The 15,610-nt window shown below is 36.6% G+C and carries 16 protein-coding genes, 1 tRNA gene and 1 pseudogene; 10 read left to right on the top strand and 8 right to left on the bottom strand.

The window, feature by feature from the left end; genetic code table 11:
- The first annotated feature begins 21 nt into the window (after positions 1–21).
- A pseudogene (locus tag AC5YDH_RS05885) lies at positions 22–509 on the top strand (hypothetical protein).
- 78 nt (positions 510–587) lie between these two features.
- On the opposite strand, the gene AC5YDH_RS05890 reads toward AC5YDH_RS05885, so the two are convergent.
- Both AC5YDH_RS05890 and yhbY read right to left on the bottom strand, forming a co-directional pair.
- Positions 588–1,127, bottom strand: a complete 540-nt coding sequence (locus AC5YDH_RS05890) for a DOMON-like domain-containing protein (protein ID WP_496117573.1) — start codon at positions 1,125–1,127, stop codon at positions 588–590.
- Positions 1,128–1,137: 10 nt separating this feature from the next.
- Positions 1,138–1,461 carry a ribosome assembly RNA-binding protein YhbY gene (gene yhbY / locus AC5YDH_RS05895; protein ID WP_496117575.1) on the bottom strand — a complete coding sequence of 108 codons (324 nt, stop codon included), beginning with the start codon at positions 1,459–1,461 and terminating at the stop codon, positions 1,138–1,140.
- 354 nt (positions 1,462–1,815) lie between these two features.
- Here yhbY and rlmE point away from each other — a divergent pair, with 354 nt between their 5' ends.
- The 4 genes from rlmE (at position 1,816) to AC5YDH_RS05915 (ending at position 6,010) form a co-directional block, all read left to right on the top strand.
- Positions 1,816–2,466: a 23S rRNA (uridine(2552)-2'-O)-methyltransferase RlmE gene (gene rlmE / locus AC5YDH_RS05900; RefSeq protein ID WP_496117577.1), complete on the top strand. Its 651-nt coding sequence runs from the start codon at positions 1,816–1,818 to the stop codon at positions 2,464–2,466.
- 135 nt (positions 2,467–2,601) lie between these two features.
- Positions 2,602–4,509, top strand: coding sequence for an ATP-dependent zinc metalloprotease FtsH (ftsH, locus tag AC5YDH_RS05905; protein ID WP_496117579.1), 1,908 nt, complete (start codon positions 2,602–2,604; stop codon positions 4,507–4,509).
- A 125-nt stretch (positions 4,510–4,634) separates the two neighbouring features.
- On the top strand, positions 4,635–5,489 hold the full coding sequence (gene folP / locus AC5YDH_RS05910; RefSeq protein ID WP_496117581.1) for a dihydropteroate synthase: 855 nt from the start codon (positions 4,635–4,637) through the stop codon (positions 5,487–5,489).
- Between the two features lie 206 nt (positions 5,490–5,695).
- Positions 5,696–6,010 carry a DUF5713 family protein gene (locus tag AC5YDH_RS05915; protein ID WP_496117583.1) on the top strand — a complete coding sequence of 105 codons (315 nt, stop codon included), beginning with the start codon at positions 5,696–5,698 and terminating at the stop codon, positions 6,008–6,010.
- Between the two features lie 106 nt (positions 6,011–6,116).
- Here AC5YDH_RS05915 and AC5YDH_RS05920 read toward each other — a convergent pair.
- Positions 6,117–6,202: transfer RNA gene (locus AC5YDH_RS05920), tRNA-Leu, on the bottom strand.
- A gap of 251 nt (positions 6,203–6,453) precedes the next feature.
- Here AC5YDH_RS05920 and AC5YDH_RS05925 point away from each other — a divergent pair.
- Complete coding sequence (locus tag AC5YDH_RS05925; protein WP_496117585.1) at positions 6,454–6,876, top strand: hypothetical protein; 423 nt, start codon at positions 6,454–6,456, stop codon at positions 6,874–6,876.
- A 6-nt stretch (positions 6,877–6,882) separates the two neighbouring features.
- Here the strand turns inward: AC5YDH_RS05925 and AC5YDH_RS05930 are convergent, their stop codons facing one another.
- The gene (locus AC5YDH_RS05930) at positions 6,883–7,617 is read right to left on the bottom strand and encodes a sulfite exporter TauE/SafE family protein (RefSeq protein WP_496117587.1); all 735 of its coding nucleotides are present in this window, start codon (positions 7,615–7,617) and stop codon (positions 6,883–6,885) included.
- A gap of 210 nt (positions 7,618–7,827) precedes the next feature.
- Between AC5YDH_RS05930 and AC5YDH_RS05935 the strand changes: the two genes are divergently transcribed.
- Positions 7,828–8,184: a hypothetical protein gene (locus tag AC5YDH_RS05935; RefSeq protein WP_496117589.1), complete on the top strand. Its 357-nt coding sequence runs from the start codon at positions 7,828–7,830 to the stop codon at positions 8,182–8,184.
- 40 nt (positions 8,185–8,224) lie between these two features.
- On the opposite strand, the gene rsmD is transcribed toward AC5YDH_RS05935, so the two are convergent.
- Together rsmD and mrdA are read right to left on the bottom strand one after the other, a co-directional pair.
- A complete protein-coding gene (rsmD, locus tag AC5YDH_RS05940; protein WP_496117591.1) occupies positions 8,225–8,782 on the bottom strand; it encodes a 16S rRNA (guanine(966)-N(2))-methyltransferase RsmD in 558 nt (185 codons plus the stop codon).
- 9 nt (positions 8,783–8,791) lie between these two features.
- On the bottom strand, positions 8,792–10,819 hold the full coding sequence (gene mrdA / locus AC5YDH_RS05945; protein ID WP_496117593.1) for a penicillin-binding protein 2: 2,028 nt from the start codon (positions 10,817–10,819) through the stop codon (positions 8,792–8,794).
- Positions 10,820–11,521: 702 nt separating this feature from the next.
- Here mrdA and AC5YDH_RS05950 point away from each other — a divergent pair.
- The 3 genes from AC5YDH_RS05950 (at position 11,522) to AC5YDH_RS05960 (ending at position 13,851) form a co-directional block, all read left to right on the top strand.
- Complete coding sequence (locus AC5YDH_RS05950; RefSeq protein ID WP_496117595.1) at positions 11,522–12,838, top strand: hypothetical protein; 1,317 nt, start codon at positions 11,522–11,524, stop codon at positions 12,836–12,838.
- Positions 12,839–12,919: 81 nt separating this feature from the next.
- On the top strand, positions 12,920–13,579 hold the full coding sequence (adk, locus tag AC5YDH_RS05955) for an adenylate kinase (RefSeq protein ID WP_496117597.1): 660 nt from the start codon (positions 12,920–12,922) through the stop codon (positions 13,577–13,579).
- Positions 13,580–13,674: 95 nt separating this feature from the next.
- A complete protein-coding gene (locus AC5YDH_RS05960; protein ID WP_496117599.1) occupies positions 13,675–13,851 on the top strand; it encodes a hypothetical protein in 177 nt (58 codons plus the stop codon).
- Positions 13,852–13,875: 24 nt separating this feature from the next.
- Here the strand turns inward: AC5YDH_RS05960 and nth are convergent, their stop codons facing one another.
- Together nth and AC5YDH_RS05970 are read right to left on the bottom strand one after the other, a co-directional pair.
- Entirely contained in the window at positions 13,876–14,565 is a 690-nt protein-coding gene (gene nth / locus AC5YDH_RS05965) for an endonuclease III (RefSeq protein WP_496117600.1), read from the bottom strand.
- Positions 14,566–14,568: 3 nt separating this feature from the next.
- Positions 14,569–15,360 carry an RnfABCDGE type electron transport complex subunit B gene (locus AC5YDH_RS05970; RefSeq protein ID WP_496117601.1) on the bottom strand — a complete coding sequence of 264 codons (792 nt, stop codon included), beginning with the start codon at positions 15,358–15,360 and terminating at the stop codon, positions 14,569–14,571.
- Positions 15,361–15,610 lie beyond the last annotated feature (250 nt).

A 15,610-nucleotide genomic window follows, 5' to 3' on the forward strand; every position in this document is an offset into this window, starting at 1 on the left:
GAATAATATGAGGGGATAACAATGGTAGCACGTCAAAAAAAAGCACCTACTCAAACTAAACCTAAAGAAACAATTTTAGAGGGTACAGGGGAGCTTAAAAAAACAGCAGTTGAGGTAAAAAACAAACAATAGAGCGGGTTGAAGAAACTCAAGAAAAAATGAGTCAAGAAGCAGTAGCAGTTAATAGTAGTATTCAAGAACAGCTAAAACAGTTCAAGCAAGATTTAATACAGAAGCTTGATAATTTGAAAGAACAAATGGGGGCTTCACAAAAAGATTTACTTGAGTTCAAAGATTTTGTAAAAACTGAATTTAATGCTGTTATTGAAGATTTATCTAAGTTGGGTAAAGAGTTAAAAGAAGATGTTAATCAAATTTCTTTTAAGCACAAAGATCACTTAACGGAAACATTAAAACGCTCAAAAGAACATACTTTAGAGGTGTGGAAGAAGGTTATTCCAGACACTTCAAAATTAAGCTCTACAAAAGCGACACCACAAAAAAGCTAAGAATAGTTTTATTTTAGGTGAGGTTTAAATTTCAGATATAAAAAAAGCAAAAGGTAAATGCCTTTTGCTTTTTTCATTTTAAAACTGATGTAACCAATCTCGCTTATTGTGGAAATCGGCATTTGGGCTACTATGCTGCATGGCATAATATTGATGACCTTGCGATGTATTTAACACAGCGGTTAATCCAATAAACAAGTCATCCCATTTAAGCTTATGTTTTAACATAAATTCAGTCAGATCTAAGCTTACATTTAAACCATAATGGGTGCGTTTAAGTTGATTTAGCTCAATGTCTTCAGCAACTTGAGGAGGCATATCCTCTGGATAGCGATATTCTTCGAATTGATATGCTTGCCATGCTTGAGAAGGCGAGAGGTTAATTTCACGGTAGAAATCTTCACCTTTTACGCCAATAAAAATCTCATAGCAGGTATTTTCCCAAAGGAAATCAACACGAGGATGCGCAGAAACTAGGTCTGGCCATTGAACAAATTGATTAGGATCACGTAACCAAAAGCCGACATTTAAACTAAATGGGCTTTGTTGTTCAATTGCGCCAACTAGGGAGATTGCCTGAAATCGGCGATCAAAAGCACTAAGGTCGTAACTTGCCATAAGTTAAAAATTAATTACCTAAATGTGCATGACGAACAAGATTAGAAAGCTTTTGGTTTTGTTTTGCAGCTTTTTTATAAAGTAATGCAATTTTACCAATCGTTTGTACAATTTCAGATCCTGAAACTTCAGAAAGTTCTGTAATTAAAGCAGAACGCGCTTCGCGATCTTCAGCAACTACTTTAACTTTAATAAGTTCATGATCATTTAAAGCACGGTTTAGCTCTTCAATTACGCTTTCTGATAAGCCTTTATCACCAACCATTACAACTGGGTTTAAAGCATGTCCAATTTGACGTAAACGCTTACGTTCCTGAATTGATAAAGCCGCCATAAAAATAACCTAAATTAAAAAACACCCTAGTATAACAAATTGCTTACTTAATCGCTGTAAATTCTGCAGAGTGAATAAACATTTATTCAATAGAATATTTTAGGTCTATTGAGGGGTGTACGTTATGTATTACTCTTTTAAAAGGATGGTTCTTCGTTAACTACTGGTTATTGTGGTCTTTAGGTGTTTAAATTAAATTCTGAATAATCATGTATTTATGCTTTTTTTGTTTAAGCGATCTGTATGATTGAAAAAAACGAGGACAAAGTCTAGATTTAGATACAGATGTATACTGCATGACAGATTTTTTTCACGTACAATGAGTATTAAGAAGATTTAATTTATTAGAGAGTTATGGCTACACGCATTACCAACCAAAAATTATCTAAAAGTAGTCGTGATTGGATGAGAGAGCATTTAGACGACCCATTTGTGAAAAGAGCACAAAAGGAAGGCTACCGTGCTCGTGCAGCTTATAAGCTTCTTGAAATGCAAGAAAAATATAAGATCATTAAACCAGGAATGGTTGTGGTCGACTTAGGTGCTGCTCCAGGAAGTTGGTCGCAAATTGCCGGTAAATTAGTTGGCAGTAAAGGTATTGTTGTTGCGTCTGATATTTTAGAAATGGATGCTTTACCTGATGTAACTTTCCTTCAGGGAGACTTTCGAGAAGAAGCTGTCTTTGAAGAATTGTTAAAAATTTTAGATGGACGCCAAGTAGACGTTGTAATTTCAGATATGGCCCCCAATACATCAGGTAATAAGGCTGTTGATCAACCGCGCCAAATTTATTTATGTGAACTTGCCCTCGATTTTGCCAACAAAGTACTGGGACCTAAGGGTCAATTTGTGGTAAAAGTTTTCCAAGGGATAGGTTTTGATGAATTCCGTAAGCAAGTTGTTGATAGTTTTAAAGTGTTAAAAACGTCTAAACCTGCTGCTTCGCGTGCTCGTTCAAAAGAGGTTTTCTTGATTGGACAAGGGCTAAAAAAAGCATCTAAGTAAAGTTTACTTGCCAAGTCCTTAAAAATTGTGCATTTTGTACCTTTTTAATGATTTATGTAGCTGGTTTTCAGCGTTTTGAAATGAAAGGTCACCCAATTGGGCATGATCAAATTAGATTGATATGGGAATAAAGCTTTGAGCGATCTTTTCAAGAATGCCGTATTGTGGTTGATTATACTTGGTGTGCTGATTCTTATTTTCAGCAACATTAATGGCAATGAAAAACCAACGTCGTTGAACTATTCAGAGTTCGTGGCTGCGGTAAATGCTGGTCAAATTAAACAAGTTACCATTGATGGCGAAAGAATTAGTGGTGAAAAAGTAAACGGTTCATCATTTGAGAGTATTCGTCCGGCTGTTCAAGATCCTGAACTTATGCCGAACTTGATCAAAAACAAAGTTGTTGTTGAGGGTACTGCTCCTCAGCGTCAAGGTTTGTTGATGCAGCTTCTTATTGCGAGTTTTCCTGTACTTTTAATCATTTTGTTATTCATGTTCTTTATGCGCAACATGGGTGGCGGTGCAGGCGGTAAAAATGGCCCAATGAGTTTTGGTAAGTCTAAAGCTAAAATGCTTTCAGAAGACCAAATCAAAGTAACATTTACAGATGTTGCGGGTTGTGATGAAGCGAAGCAAGAAGTTGTTGAAATTGTAGATTTCTTAAAAGACCCATCAAAATTCAAGCGTTTAGGTGCAACTATTCCTAAAGGCGTGTTGATGGTTGGTCCTCCTGGTACAGGTAAAACTTTGCTTGCAAAAGCTATTGCTGGAGAAGCAAAGGTACCATTCTTTAGTATTTCAGGTTCTGACTTTGTTGAAATGTTTGTGGGTGTTGGCGCATCTCGTGTGCGTGACATGTTCGAACAAGCAAAACGCCATGCACCATGTATCATCTTTATTGATGAGATTGATGCAGTGGGTCGTCATCGTGGTTCGGGTACAGGTGGTGGTAATGATGAGCGTGAGCAAACATTAAACCAAATGCTTGTAGAGATGGATGGCTTTGAAGGTAATGAAGGTATTATCGTTATTGCTGCTACGAACCGTGCAGACGTACTTGATAAAGCATTGCTTCGTCCGGGTCGTTTTGACCGTCAAGTGATGGTAAGTTTGCCTGACATTAAAGGTCGTGAGCAAATCTTGAATGTTCACTTGAAAAAGTTGCCTTCAACTGCAGGTGTGGATGTTCAAGTTCTAGCACGTGGTACACCAGGTTTCTCTGGTGCACAGTTGGCAAATCTTGTAAACGAAGCTGCATTATTTGCTGCACGTCGTAACAAGAATACTGTCGATATGCATGACTTTGAAGATGCTAAAGACAAGTTGTACATGGGGCCTGAACGTAAATCGATGGTGATTCGAGAAGAAGAACGTCGTGCTACGGCTTATCATGAAGCAGGTCATGCGATTGTTGCTGAAATTTTACCAGGTACTGACCCTGTGCATAAGGTAACAATTATGCCGCGTGGTTGGGCTTTAGGTGTAACTTGGCAGTTACCTGAACATGACCAAACGAGCCATTATAAAGACAAAATGTTGAATGAACTTTCAATTTTGTTTGGTGGTCGTATTGCTGAAGAAGTATTCATTAACCAAATGTCGACTGGTGCTTCAAATGACTTTGAGCGTGCAACAAAAATGGCACGTGCAATGGTTACGAAGTACGGTATGTCTGACAAAATGGGCGTAATGGTATACGAAGATGATTCTCAGCAATCATTTATGGGTAGTATTGGTAGTCGTACAATTTCTGAAACAACTCAACTTGAAGTTGATCGTGAAGTTCGTCGTATTTTGGATGAACAGTACAAAGTTGCTCGTGATATCTTAGAAAATAACAAAGATATCGCACATGCAATGGTTAAAGCGCTTATGGAATGGGAAACGATTGATCGTGACCAGATTCGTGACATTATGGAAGGTCGTGAGCCACAGCCACCAAAAGTTTATGTTGCAGACAATCCTGTGATTGATGTAACTCCAACGGATGGTCCTACAACTCCACCACCATTACCATCAATAGAGCCTTTACCAAAAGCTTAAGTTGTTTGTTAAAATAAAAGAGAGTCTCGAATGAGGCTCTTTTTTTTGTTCTGAAGATGGAAGATTTCAGTATTCTTTAAGCTGAATTGCTAGAATAATCTTAGATTGAAATAGGATGTTAAATAATGAAATTGATGCCTTTACCTAATAAAATCTTAAAATGTGGTCAGTTGACTTTGGATTTATCTCAGCCTCATGTTATGGGGATTTTAAATGTGACACCTGACTCCTTTAGCGATGGTGGTCGGCATAATGGTAAAGATGCAGCAATCGCACATGCATTAAAAATGATAAGTGATGGTGCGACAGTAATCGATGTGGGTGGGGAATCTACACGACCAGGAGCATCGGCGGTTGCTGTAGATGAAGAGATCGCGAGAGTTATTCCAGTTGTTGCAGAACTCGCTAAACATAATGTTGTGATTTCTATTGATACATCAGAACCAGAAGTGATTAAAGCAGCTATTCAGGCTGGTGCGCATATTTGGAATGATGTACGTGCACTTACACGCCCGAATGCGTTAGAAACAGCGGCAGCATTGGATATACCAGTGATTATTATGCATATGCGTGGTGAACCTACAACAATGAATAATTTGGATCAGTACGATAACGTCACGGAAGATGTGATTACGGAGTTAACACAACGTGTTGATGATGCTTTAAATGCTGGTGTACGAAAAGAAAATATTATGATTGATCCAGGGTTTGGTTTTGCTAAAAATGCACAACAAAACCTGAAATTATTAAATGAGTTTTATTTGTTATGTGAAATGGGGTACCCAATTTTATCGGCATTATCTCGTAAGCGCTTTATTGGTGAAGCCATAGGTGGTGCGGATGCTCAAAATAGAGTGGTGGGCTCTGTCGCAGCACATTTAATGTCTGTGCAGCAAGGGGCATCAATGGTGCGTGTTCATGATGTAAAAGCAACAAGTGATGCATTAAATGTATGGTTGAAAATGCAATCAAGCATTTAACTTTTAGCTAGTACTAGGCGGTATTGAGTACCGTCTAGACTTTTGTAAGGGGTGAGAGGTGTATTTTGTGTAAAAGTAATAGGAATAATAAAGAATAAAAATATATATGGATAATAAGCACTATATCGATATAAGGTTTGGTTAATGTATCAGTATGTGTTATATAAGCTCGGTTTTTAAATAATGCTACAAAATTGAGCTTAGATATGTTTAACGATTTACTTCTCCCTATGTTTGATGATGTGTATTACCCAGATATTTTAGTTGCTGAGGTAAAGCAACACATTGAACGATTTGCTAAAAAAGTAGCGAAACCAAACTTATCTGAACATGATATTTATCATTTTGCCCATGAAACAATTGTGGAAATCAATAAAATGAAGCCACAGTTTGAGGATTTGGACTCATCTTTGGATGATACCGCTGCAGATTATATTGCTGAATCAATGATGATGGTGGTGCAAGATGAGGGATATATGGAGATAGAAATGGAAGAATTGGTTGCAAATAGAGAGTGGTAATACACTCTCTTTTTTATTGGGTATTATTATATTTTACTAAAATTCAGACATAAAAAAACCAGCATATAGCTGGAAGTTTTATTGCACCATCTTCGAAGTAGAATAATGGTGCCCGAGGCCAGACTCGAACTGGCACGCTTTGTGGGCGGGGGATTTTAAATCCCCTGTGTCTACCGATTTCACCACTCGGGCATGAGCGCAATAATAGAGGACGAAATAAAACTTGGCAAGTGTATTTCCAATCAATTGCCTTTTTTTCAATCAATTCATTGTTTTGTGATTAAAAAATATAAAATTTGGCAGGTTTTAGGCAGTTTATAGCTATTTTTTTTAAAAATAGAGTTTAGGAAATTTTGATTTTTGCATGATTTTTTTGGTGTAAAACAGATAAACTGCTTAAATGAAGGTATTCAAATGTACTTAGGTCTTTCAATGAGGATGATATGAAAAAATATCTCATTTTATTTTTTGTTGGCTTGCTTGCTTTGGATTTAAAAGCATCTGATGAAAATATAAATGTAGAAGATAAAAAAGAAACAATATTTGAAATGGAAGAAAAGGAACAAAAAGAAAGTGTAGATAAGTATGAGGAAGAACAAAGAGATTATAGCTTCATAAAAAATAATTTTTATGAAGGTGATAGCATGCGAATTTATAATAATACGGCATACCGATTCGATGGTGCTCACAATAAGTTTATGGCAGGACAAGCAAGTCATATTGGTATTGATGATTTTGCTATTTCTTTTGGTTATGGGATGGAGTTTAAGCTAGATCCAGCTCATAAAGTTGGCTATGAATATGTATCTAACTTTCCGTATGATAGAGGGCGAGTGGTTCGTTTTTTTTGGTCTAAAAGATTTTAAAAGTAATTATAAAAAAAGGCTTAAACACATAAAAATGCCTGAAGTAAATAACAGGCTAAGTACAATCTTTTTAAAATGACTTTCTGAAATTTTATAGAATAATTGAGCACCTAAAATGGCAGGAATACTGACGCTAAAAACTAAAATGGCAAGATAAGGTAAATGTTCATGATGCAGGTTTCCTTTAATTAAATATGTGGCCATTGCAAAAATCTGAATGGCAAAATTAAAGTGGCGCATAATGTAGCGTTGTTTATCTTTATTTAGGTTTTTAAGCATGACCCATGCTGAGGGTAATGCACCACTAAAACCTCCTAATCCACCTAACACACCACCAATAAAGCCAATACAACTATCGGCAAGTTTTCCTGCATTTTGAATAATGGTAATTTTAGGGTTAAACAACATCAATGGACTCCAAATCATTAAAAAGGAGCCTAGTATTAATTTAAATAGTTCAGGCTTTACTAAATCTAGTAGCCATGTGCCAATAGGTACGCCAATTAAACCCGCTAAAATATAAGGTAAAACTAACGTTTTTTGGAATTTATACGTTTTCTTTTCGCTTGTTAAGGAAATAATATGGCTCCATAACGATGCAAAAACGACTAATGGTGCTGCAAGTTGAGGTGCTAAAACCCAAACCCAAAAGGACATAGCAACTAAACCAAAGGCAAAACCTGTTAAGCCTTGTACAAAACCAGCAATTACAGAACCAATAAAAAAGAGAAGTAATGTCATATTAATAATATAAAAATGTTGATTCTGATTTTAGGTTATCTTGTTTAAATTGTTAGGTTTTATTTAGGTTTTGCTTATGTTTATTCAATATATGCTCTGCATAATATGAGCAAAATATGAATGAATTCCTACACAAATAAAACAACTAGTCCCTGATCTATTCATGTGTGCATTTCATAATTTGAATATAAGCATTGAGGTGCATTTCACATGATTAAAAAAATAATGTTGTTATCTGTAATTGGATTTTCATTAACAGGCTGTGTAATGGCGCCATACGATGATCGCCCACATTATTCAGGAACTCATAGTTCACCTGATCGTCCATATTGGAATAATGGAAATACACATCGTCCTAATTACAGACCGAATGATCGTCCTCAACATCAAAAGCCTAATCAGAACAAACCTCATTTTCAAGAGAACAGACCTACTATATATGGCTCTCAAGCACATAGAGTAGATAAATCAAATGAACAAAGAAATAAGCCGACACACAATAGAACGAAGTGGAACTCTTCTCAATCTAAACAAGATGGATCTTATAGACAAAGACCATTTCGCTAATGTAGAGAGGATAAAAAAGGATGCCTAGGCATCCTTTTTTTTAATCTGTATTTTTTTGATATAAGCCTGCTCGAACAGTACCAGCTTTGGTATTTTTGATTTGAATCCAGCTTGTTGGGAGTTTTAATTGTGATAAATCACGATCGGCTTCAATATAAATAAAAGCATCTTTTTTAATTAAGGGGTCTGCCAATATTGCGAGCTCTTCCCATAAATTTAAACTATAAGGAGGATCTAGAAAAACAACATCAAACTGTTCTTTGAGAGATGGTAGTGTGTGCTGTGCTGTTGCAATTTTAAGTTTTGCATGTTGATTGGTTACTTTTAAAAGCTCTAGATTGTCTTTTAAAAATTTAGCCTGTTGAGTATTTGGTTCAATCATTACAATTTGGCTAGCACCACGGGACAAAGCTTCAAAAGAAAGCGCACCTGAGCCTGCACAAATATCTAGAACATTCGAGTTTTGAATATCCCACATGAGCCAATTAAAAAGTGTTTCACGAACACGATCAGGAGTGGGGCGTAAACCATCAATGCTTGCAAAAGGGAGTTGGCGACGTTTCCATTCACCACCAATAATACGTAATTGGTTTTTCATATCTTTAAATTACTCTTCACTTACTGCTTGCGAAGCAGCCTGTGAATTGATTGGATGATTATTAGGAGAGGAAGCAGGCGTATTTGTTACAGATGTATTGGTTGTGCTTGCTGTTGTACTGTTATTACCACTTGGTAATTCACTTGGTTTAATCCCTGCTGTCATTAAACCACCGCTCATTTGTCCTTCAGCTGGCTTAATTGGATTCTTTTTACGTGTAAGAATCCAATAATCGAATAATGGTTTGGCAAGTTGCGCCGCAGAACCGCCATGACGACCATTTTCCCACACTACAGCAACTGCAATTTGTGGGTTTTCAGCAGGTGCGAAACCTACAAACAAACCATGGTCAAGTTGACGCTCTGTCAGTAAAGCTTCGTTATACTTTTTACCTTGAGCAATACTTTTAACTTGGGCAGTACCTGTTTTACCTGCAATATCATAAAAAGGTGTGCGAATGCCTCGACCAGTACCTGAATTAACAACATCGACCATTGCTTCACGCATTTTAACCCAGTCTTCAGGTTTGCCATTGAATGGGATAATTCCATCTGTTGCATTGCGAACGGTATAAGGTTTAGCACCTTTACTTTCACGTAAAACATGAGGGGTAATATGTGCTCCTTGATTAGAGGTAATTGCAGTTGCCATTGCTAGTTGTAATGGGCTTGCTGTAAAAGCACCTTGTCCAATACTGACAGAAATCGTTTCACCACGTAACCATTTTGCTTTTCGTGTGCGAAGCTTCCATTCAGGACTCGGGTATAAGCCTGAAGTTTCACTTGGTAGGTCAATCCCTGTTTTTTCACCAAAGCCAAATTGACGCATCCATGTATTCATTTTTTCAATGCCCATTCGATATGATAGAACATAGAAGAATGTATCGCATGAAACAACTTGAGCTTTATGTAGATCTACAACACCATGACCTGTTTTTTTATGGTCACGGAAGCGGTGGCTATCGCCTGGAAGATTGAAGTAACCGTGGTCTTGAATCGCTGTTTGCCAATCGATAAGTCCATAGTGAATACCACCTAAACCAAACATAGGTTTAATGGTTGAACCTGGAGGATAAGCACCTTGTACAGCTCGATTGTAGAGGGGTTGATCTAAATTATCGCGAAGTTCGGAATAGTCTTTAGAGCTGATACCTGTAACGAATAAATTCGGATTGAAACTTGGGCTAGAAACGAGTGCTAAAACTTCACCTGTTTTAGGATCAAGCGCCACAATAGCACCACGACGACCTGCCAACTGTTCTGTTGCAATGGTTTGTAAACCATAATCAAGTGATAAATATAAATCGTTGCCGCGAATAGGGTCTTTACGTCCTAAATGGCGGAGTACATTACCATGGGCATCTGCTTCAATAGATTCATTACCGGGAACACCGTGAAGCAAATCTTCATAAGATTTTTCTACGCCAATTTTCCCGATTAAGTTTGTTCCCGCATAAGCATCTTTATCGATGTCTTTTAATTCTTTATCGTTAATACGACCAACATAACCAATGACATGGGCAAAAAGTTCACCATGCGGATAGTAACGGGTCATTTGTGTTTCAATATTTACACCAGGAAACAGGAATTTAACTTCACTAAAACGAGCAATATCAGTTTCATTTAAATTAAGTTTAATGACTACACGTTCTGTTTTACGTGAAACTTTAATGCGGCTTTTAAAACGATCTATATCTTCTTGTGTGAGTTCTAAAATAGGTGTTAAACGTTCGATAGTTTCATCAATATCTTTTATATCGGCTCGGCTTAATGTTGCAGAAAATACTGGGTAGTTGTCTGCTAAAAGTACACCATTACGATCATAGATATAACCACGCGCAGGAGCTAAGGGTTGCAGGCGTATACGGTTTTTATCTGATGCTGTTGAGAACTCATCAAAGCTTGATATTTGTAAATACGCGTAGCGCGCAACAAGTAACAAAAGGAAAAAGCTGACAATACCTACAGAAACTAGAACACGATTGCGAAATATGCGCTTTTCTTGTTGAACATTTTTTAATGGAAAGTTCTGTTTCATACGCAGTGTACTTAGGTCTGTGGGATAAAAGATTTGATACTTATTCTAGCGCAACTCAAGTTGAATTGCGCTAGAAGCATGGCTATTTAAATATAAATAATCTCAAGAAAAAGAGTTGACTTGAAAGACATAGAAATTGGGAAAGGGTGTCTATTGAATTGCAGGTAATTCTGATACATTTGCTATGAAAAAGATTTTTGAGATATTTGTACTATGCAATATTAAAGTAGAAGTATTGTAGTTATCTGTTTTTGATAAATAAAAAAGAAATTTTTGAATATTAGAAGTGTAGTTTAAGACACTTTGTTTCTAGTTAATTTATTGTTAAGTATTCAAGGGTAATATATAAATACTGTTGTTTTTGCATAAATAGCAAAGAAAAGAAAGTGGATGCTCTATTTATGAGCAATTGTGGTTTAACTGAATCACAAAAAAACAGTTATGATATTTATACTTATATAAAATTTTTAAAGTGGAAAGACTGAGAAAGCTGAGCAAAAAATGTTAAGTAATTGAGTTGATTCGGCTTTAAAGAAATAAATAACGAGAAAGTTTATATTAATCGGTTAGCATAAGGATGTGGTTAAAGATTTTAGCTCGGAAATACAATTTTCTAATATTGTTGTTATAACTGAATAGACACAATAGAAAATTATTGGGTTTTTAAAATCTTATAAATGGAAAGATATATGGAATTTATGCATGCTTGAGTACATTCATCAGTTGTGGCAAACATTTTTGCAACGTCCAGATTTTTGGGCGGTGTTGAGTATTATTCCTGTCACAGCATTTGTAACTTGGGCACATGTATGGATGGCACTTAAAATGGTGTTTTTCCCTATTCAGTTTTGGGGGTTCCATATAGGTTCTATTCCTGTTGGTTGGCAAGGGATTGTGCCACGTAAAGCAGGGCGTATTTCAGGAATTATTACAGACAATACTTTGTCTAAATTAGGTTCATTGCAAGAGTTTTTGGATGCAATGGATCCTAAAGATATGGCGCATATTATTGGTCAACAAGTTGGACATGAACTGGAATACTTGATTGATGAAGTCATGATGGATCGAAATCCGATACTTTGGGAAAACATGCCTTATGCCATTAAACGCCGTATTTATGCTCAAGCAAATAAACAATTACCAGGCGTTTTAGAGGACTTGGTAGTCGATTTAACTTTGAATGTAGAATTGCTTGTAGATATGCGTGAAATGGTTGTTAGCCAAATGGAAAATGACCGTAATCTCATGGTTCGTATGTTCTTAAAAGTAGGACAGAAAGAGATTAATTTCATTTGGCATATCAGTGCTTTAATTGGAATTGTGTTTGGTATTTTTCAAATGGTTGTATGGTTTGTGATACCATGGCATTGGACAGTGCCATTTTGGGCATCTGTTTGGGGTTTTTTAACAAACTGGATTGCAATTTGGATGGTGTTTAATCCATTGGAACCGCATTATGTGCGTTATCCTCAGTTTTTTGAAAGAACCAAAAATCATAAATTTCCTTGGGTTAAACCTATTGTTCCACGTATAGGAACCTATAATATCCAAGGGGCATTTATGAAGCGTCAAGAAGAAGTTTCAGATGTGTTTGCAAGCGTAGTGACAGAGGATTTAATTACATTAAAATCGATTATGTCTGAAATGATGTATGGCGGAAAAAAAGATAAAACCCGTCGCATTGTAAAACGACATATCAATGAAATAATGGATACGCCTCTAGTTCGTACGTCTTTACAACTTTCTTTAGGGCCAAAAGAATACGCAAAACTTAAGACGGACTTGATCGATCGCTCAATTGAAATTACGATGGTGCCTGTAAGCGACCCAGCGTTCAATGCGAGCCGTGCACAGAAAATCTTTCAAATGTTTCGAGACCGTATTCGTGAGTTGACCCCGAAAGAGTTTCAGAACCTGTTACGTCCTGCTTTTCAGGAAGACGAATGGATTTTGATTTTATTGGGTGGTGTAACCGGATTTATTGCTGGTTTAATACATTTGTTTGTGGCTTTTTTATAATTCGATGCTGATCTAATGACGAATCTTGGTGTTCGCCATACCTAAAGCGTCATGTACATTGTTAAATGAGGATGTTTATTTATGCGCATTATTTTACTAGGACCACCTGGAGCAGGTAAGGGTACTCAAGCTCAGTTGATCTGTAAGCGCTACAATGTCCCACAAATTTCAACCGGTGATATGCTCCGAGCTGCAATTCGTGAAGGTACTGAATTAGGTCTTAAAGCTAAAAGCGTAATGGACAATGGCGGTCTTGTTTCTGACGAACTTATCATTGGTCTTGTGAAAGAGCGTATTGCTCAACCAGATTGCGTGAACGGCTGTATTTTTGATGGTTTCCCTCGTACGATTCCTCAAGCTGAGGCGTTGGAACAAGAAGGTATTAATATCGATCACGTGATTGAAATTGATGTTCCAGATGAAGAAATTGTTCAACGTCTTTCTGGTCGTCGTCAACATGCTGCATCGGGCCGTGTTTATCACATCGTTTACAATCCACCAAAAGTGGAAGGTAAAGATGATGAAACTGGCGAAGAGCTTATTCAACGTCCAGATGACCAAGAAGATACAATTCGTCGTCGTTTAGGTTCGTACCATACAGAAACTGAACAACTTGTTGGTTTCTATCAAGGTCGTGCTGCATCAGGTGAAAATGCACCAACTTATGATAAATTGAACGGTTTACGTCCAATTGAAGAAGTGCAAACTGATTTGTTCGCAATCTTAGATCAATCAAAATAATTTAGATTTTAAAATCTTTAATTGTTTTGACAAGAAAAGAGTCCTAAGTCATATTGGGGCTCTTTTTTATTAAATTGAATATTGAGGGCTAAATTTTGCTTAAAGTTGGTTTAATCATCTTGGCGATTGTGTGTTTAATCGTACTTCTGGGCTTGCTGTATGTGAGCTTTAAAATGTTGCGACAAACGCAGAAAGAAGAGGCGTTAGAAAATCGTAATAAGCGAAAAGAATATGAGCTTCATCCAAAATTAAAAGAACAACAGAAAAAATAAGATGAGATAAAAATATAGATGCTTTTAAGTATCTATATTTTTAATTTTAATAGGTCGTGTTGCACCAAATTCAAAGCGATCTGGCCAATTACAGACATCCGATACGATACATTCATTGCATTTGGGTTTACGTGCAATACAACAATAACGACCATGCAAAATAAGCCAGTGATGTGAGTCGATAATAAATTCTTTTGGAATTACTTTTATCAACCGATGTTCAACTTCAAGAACATTTTTTCCTACAGCTAACCCCGTTCTATTTCCTAAACGGAAAATATGTGTATCTACAGCCATAGTTGGTTGACCAAATGCAGTATTTAGCACCACATTTGCTGTTTTACGTCCAACACCGGGCAATGCTTCTAAGTCTGCACGGTTATTCGGAACTACGCTGTTATGCTTCTCTATGAGCATTTTACAGGCTTTAATGACGTTCTCTGCTTTAGAGTTATATAAACCAATGGTTTTAATATATTCCTTAAGTCCATCTACACCGAGGGCATAAATTGCTTCGGGTGTGTTTGCTATAGGGAAAAGTTTATCTGTTGCTTTGTTAACACTTACATCTGTCGCTTGTGCAGATAAAGTAACAGCAACTAAAAGTTCAAAAGGGCTTGAATAATTGAGCTCGGTTTTTGGGTTGGGGCGCTGTTCACGTAACCGTTCAAAAAACGTATGAATTTGTTTTTTGGTCATGTTTTTTACGGTCATGTTTTAAGCTCCTAACACTGAAAGTTGCTTGTTTAAATTATCTAAGAGTATTCGTTTATTTGCATCTTCTCGAACGCTGAGTTGTTTTTCTAATTTTTTAATTTGAGTTCTAAGCTTTGCAAGTTCAATGGTTGTTTTAGCATCTTGTTGAGCAATGGCAGGTTTTTCATTTTCTGCTAATTTAATTGCAGGTACATTCGCTGTTTGGGCAGAAAACTGTGCAAAAAGCTCTGTGTCAATTTCAGCACGAACCACGGGACCTTTACGATGAATACGTCGTTTTTCTTCACGTTGAATGTGTGAATAATAGCGCTGCCTTAAATCATTTTGCTCTGTGGTACGAATAGTTTCAGTTGGTACTTCTTTAGCATCTTCAATTAAATCAATGCAATCTACAGGGCATGGAGGGATACATAATTCACAACCTGTACAGAGGTCACTTAAAATACTGTGCATAAGCTTTCCTGAACCAATAATGGCGTCTACAGGGCAAGCACTAATACATTTGGTACAGCCAATACATTCATCTTCACGAATAACGGCTTTCATACGCTGTGGACGACCATCAATTTGAATAGGCCACACACTTTCTTCTGCTTTTAATTTTGGTCGTGCCAGAAGGTCTGCCAAAGCATCAGCTACAGGCTGACCACCAGGAACACATTTATTTGCTTCTTCACCATCTGCAATCGATTTTGCATACGGTAAACACCCATCACGATGACCACATAACCCACATTGGGTTTGCGGAAGTAAGGCATCAATATTTTGAATGAGTGCAATTTGCGAGTTCATTTAGGTACCACGACTACTCAAAAAAGTAGTAAAAAGGAGAAAATTTAGTAAGTTGATGATTTTAACACGAAATATTTCATTAAGCTTGTGCTCTAAATTGATACAAAACATGTCTTTATTTGGCGCAATTTTTTCGGTTGATATAGTTGAAATATAACGAATTTTTATTAAGTATAATAAATATAAATAATTGTTATTTAATATTTAATTAAATTTCATTCAAATAATTGTTGTAGATTTATTACAAAAG

Source organism: Acinetobacter sp. FY683 (assembly GCF_059515885.1).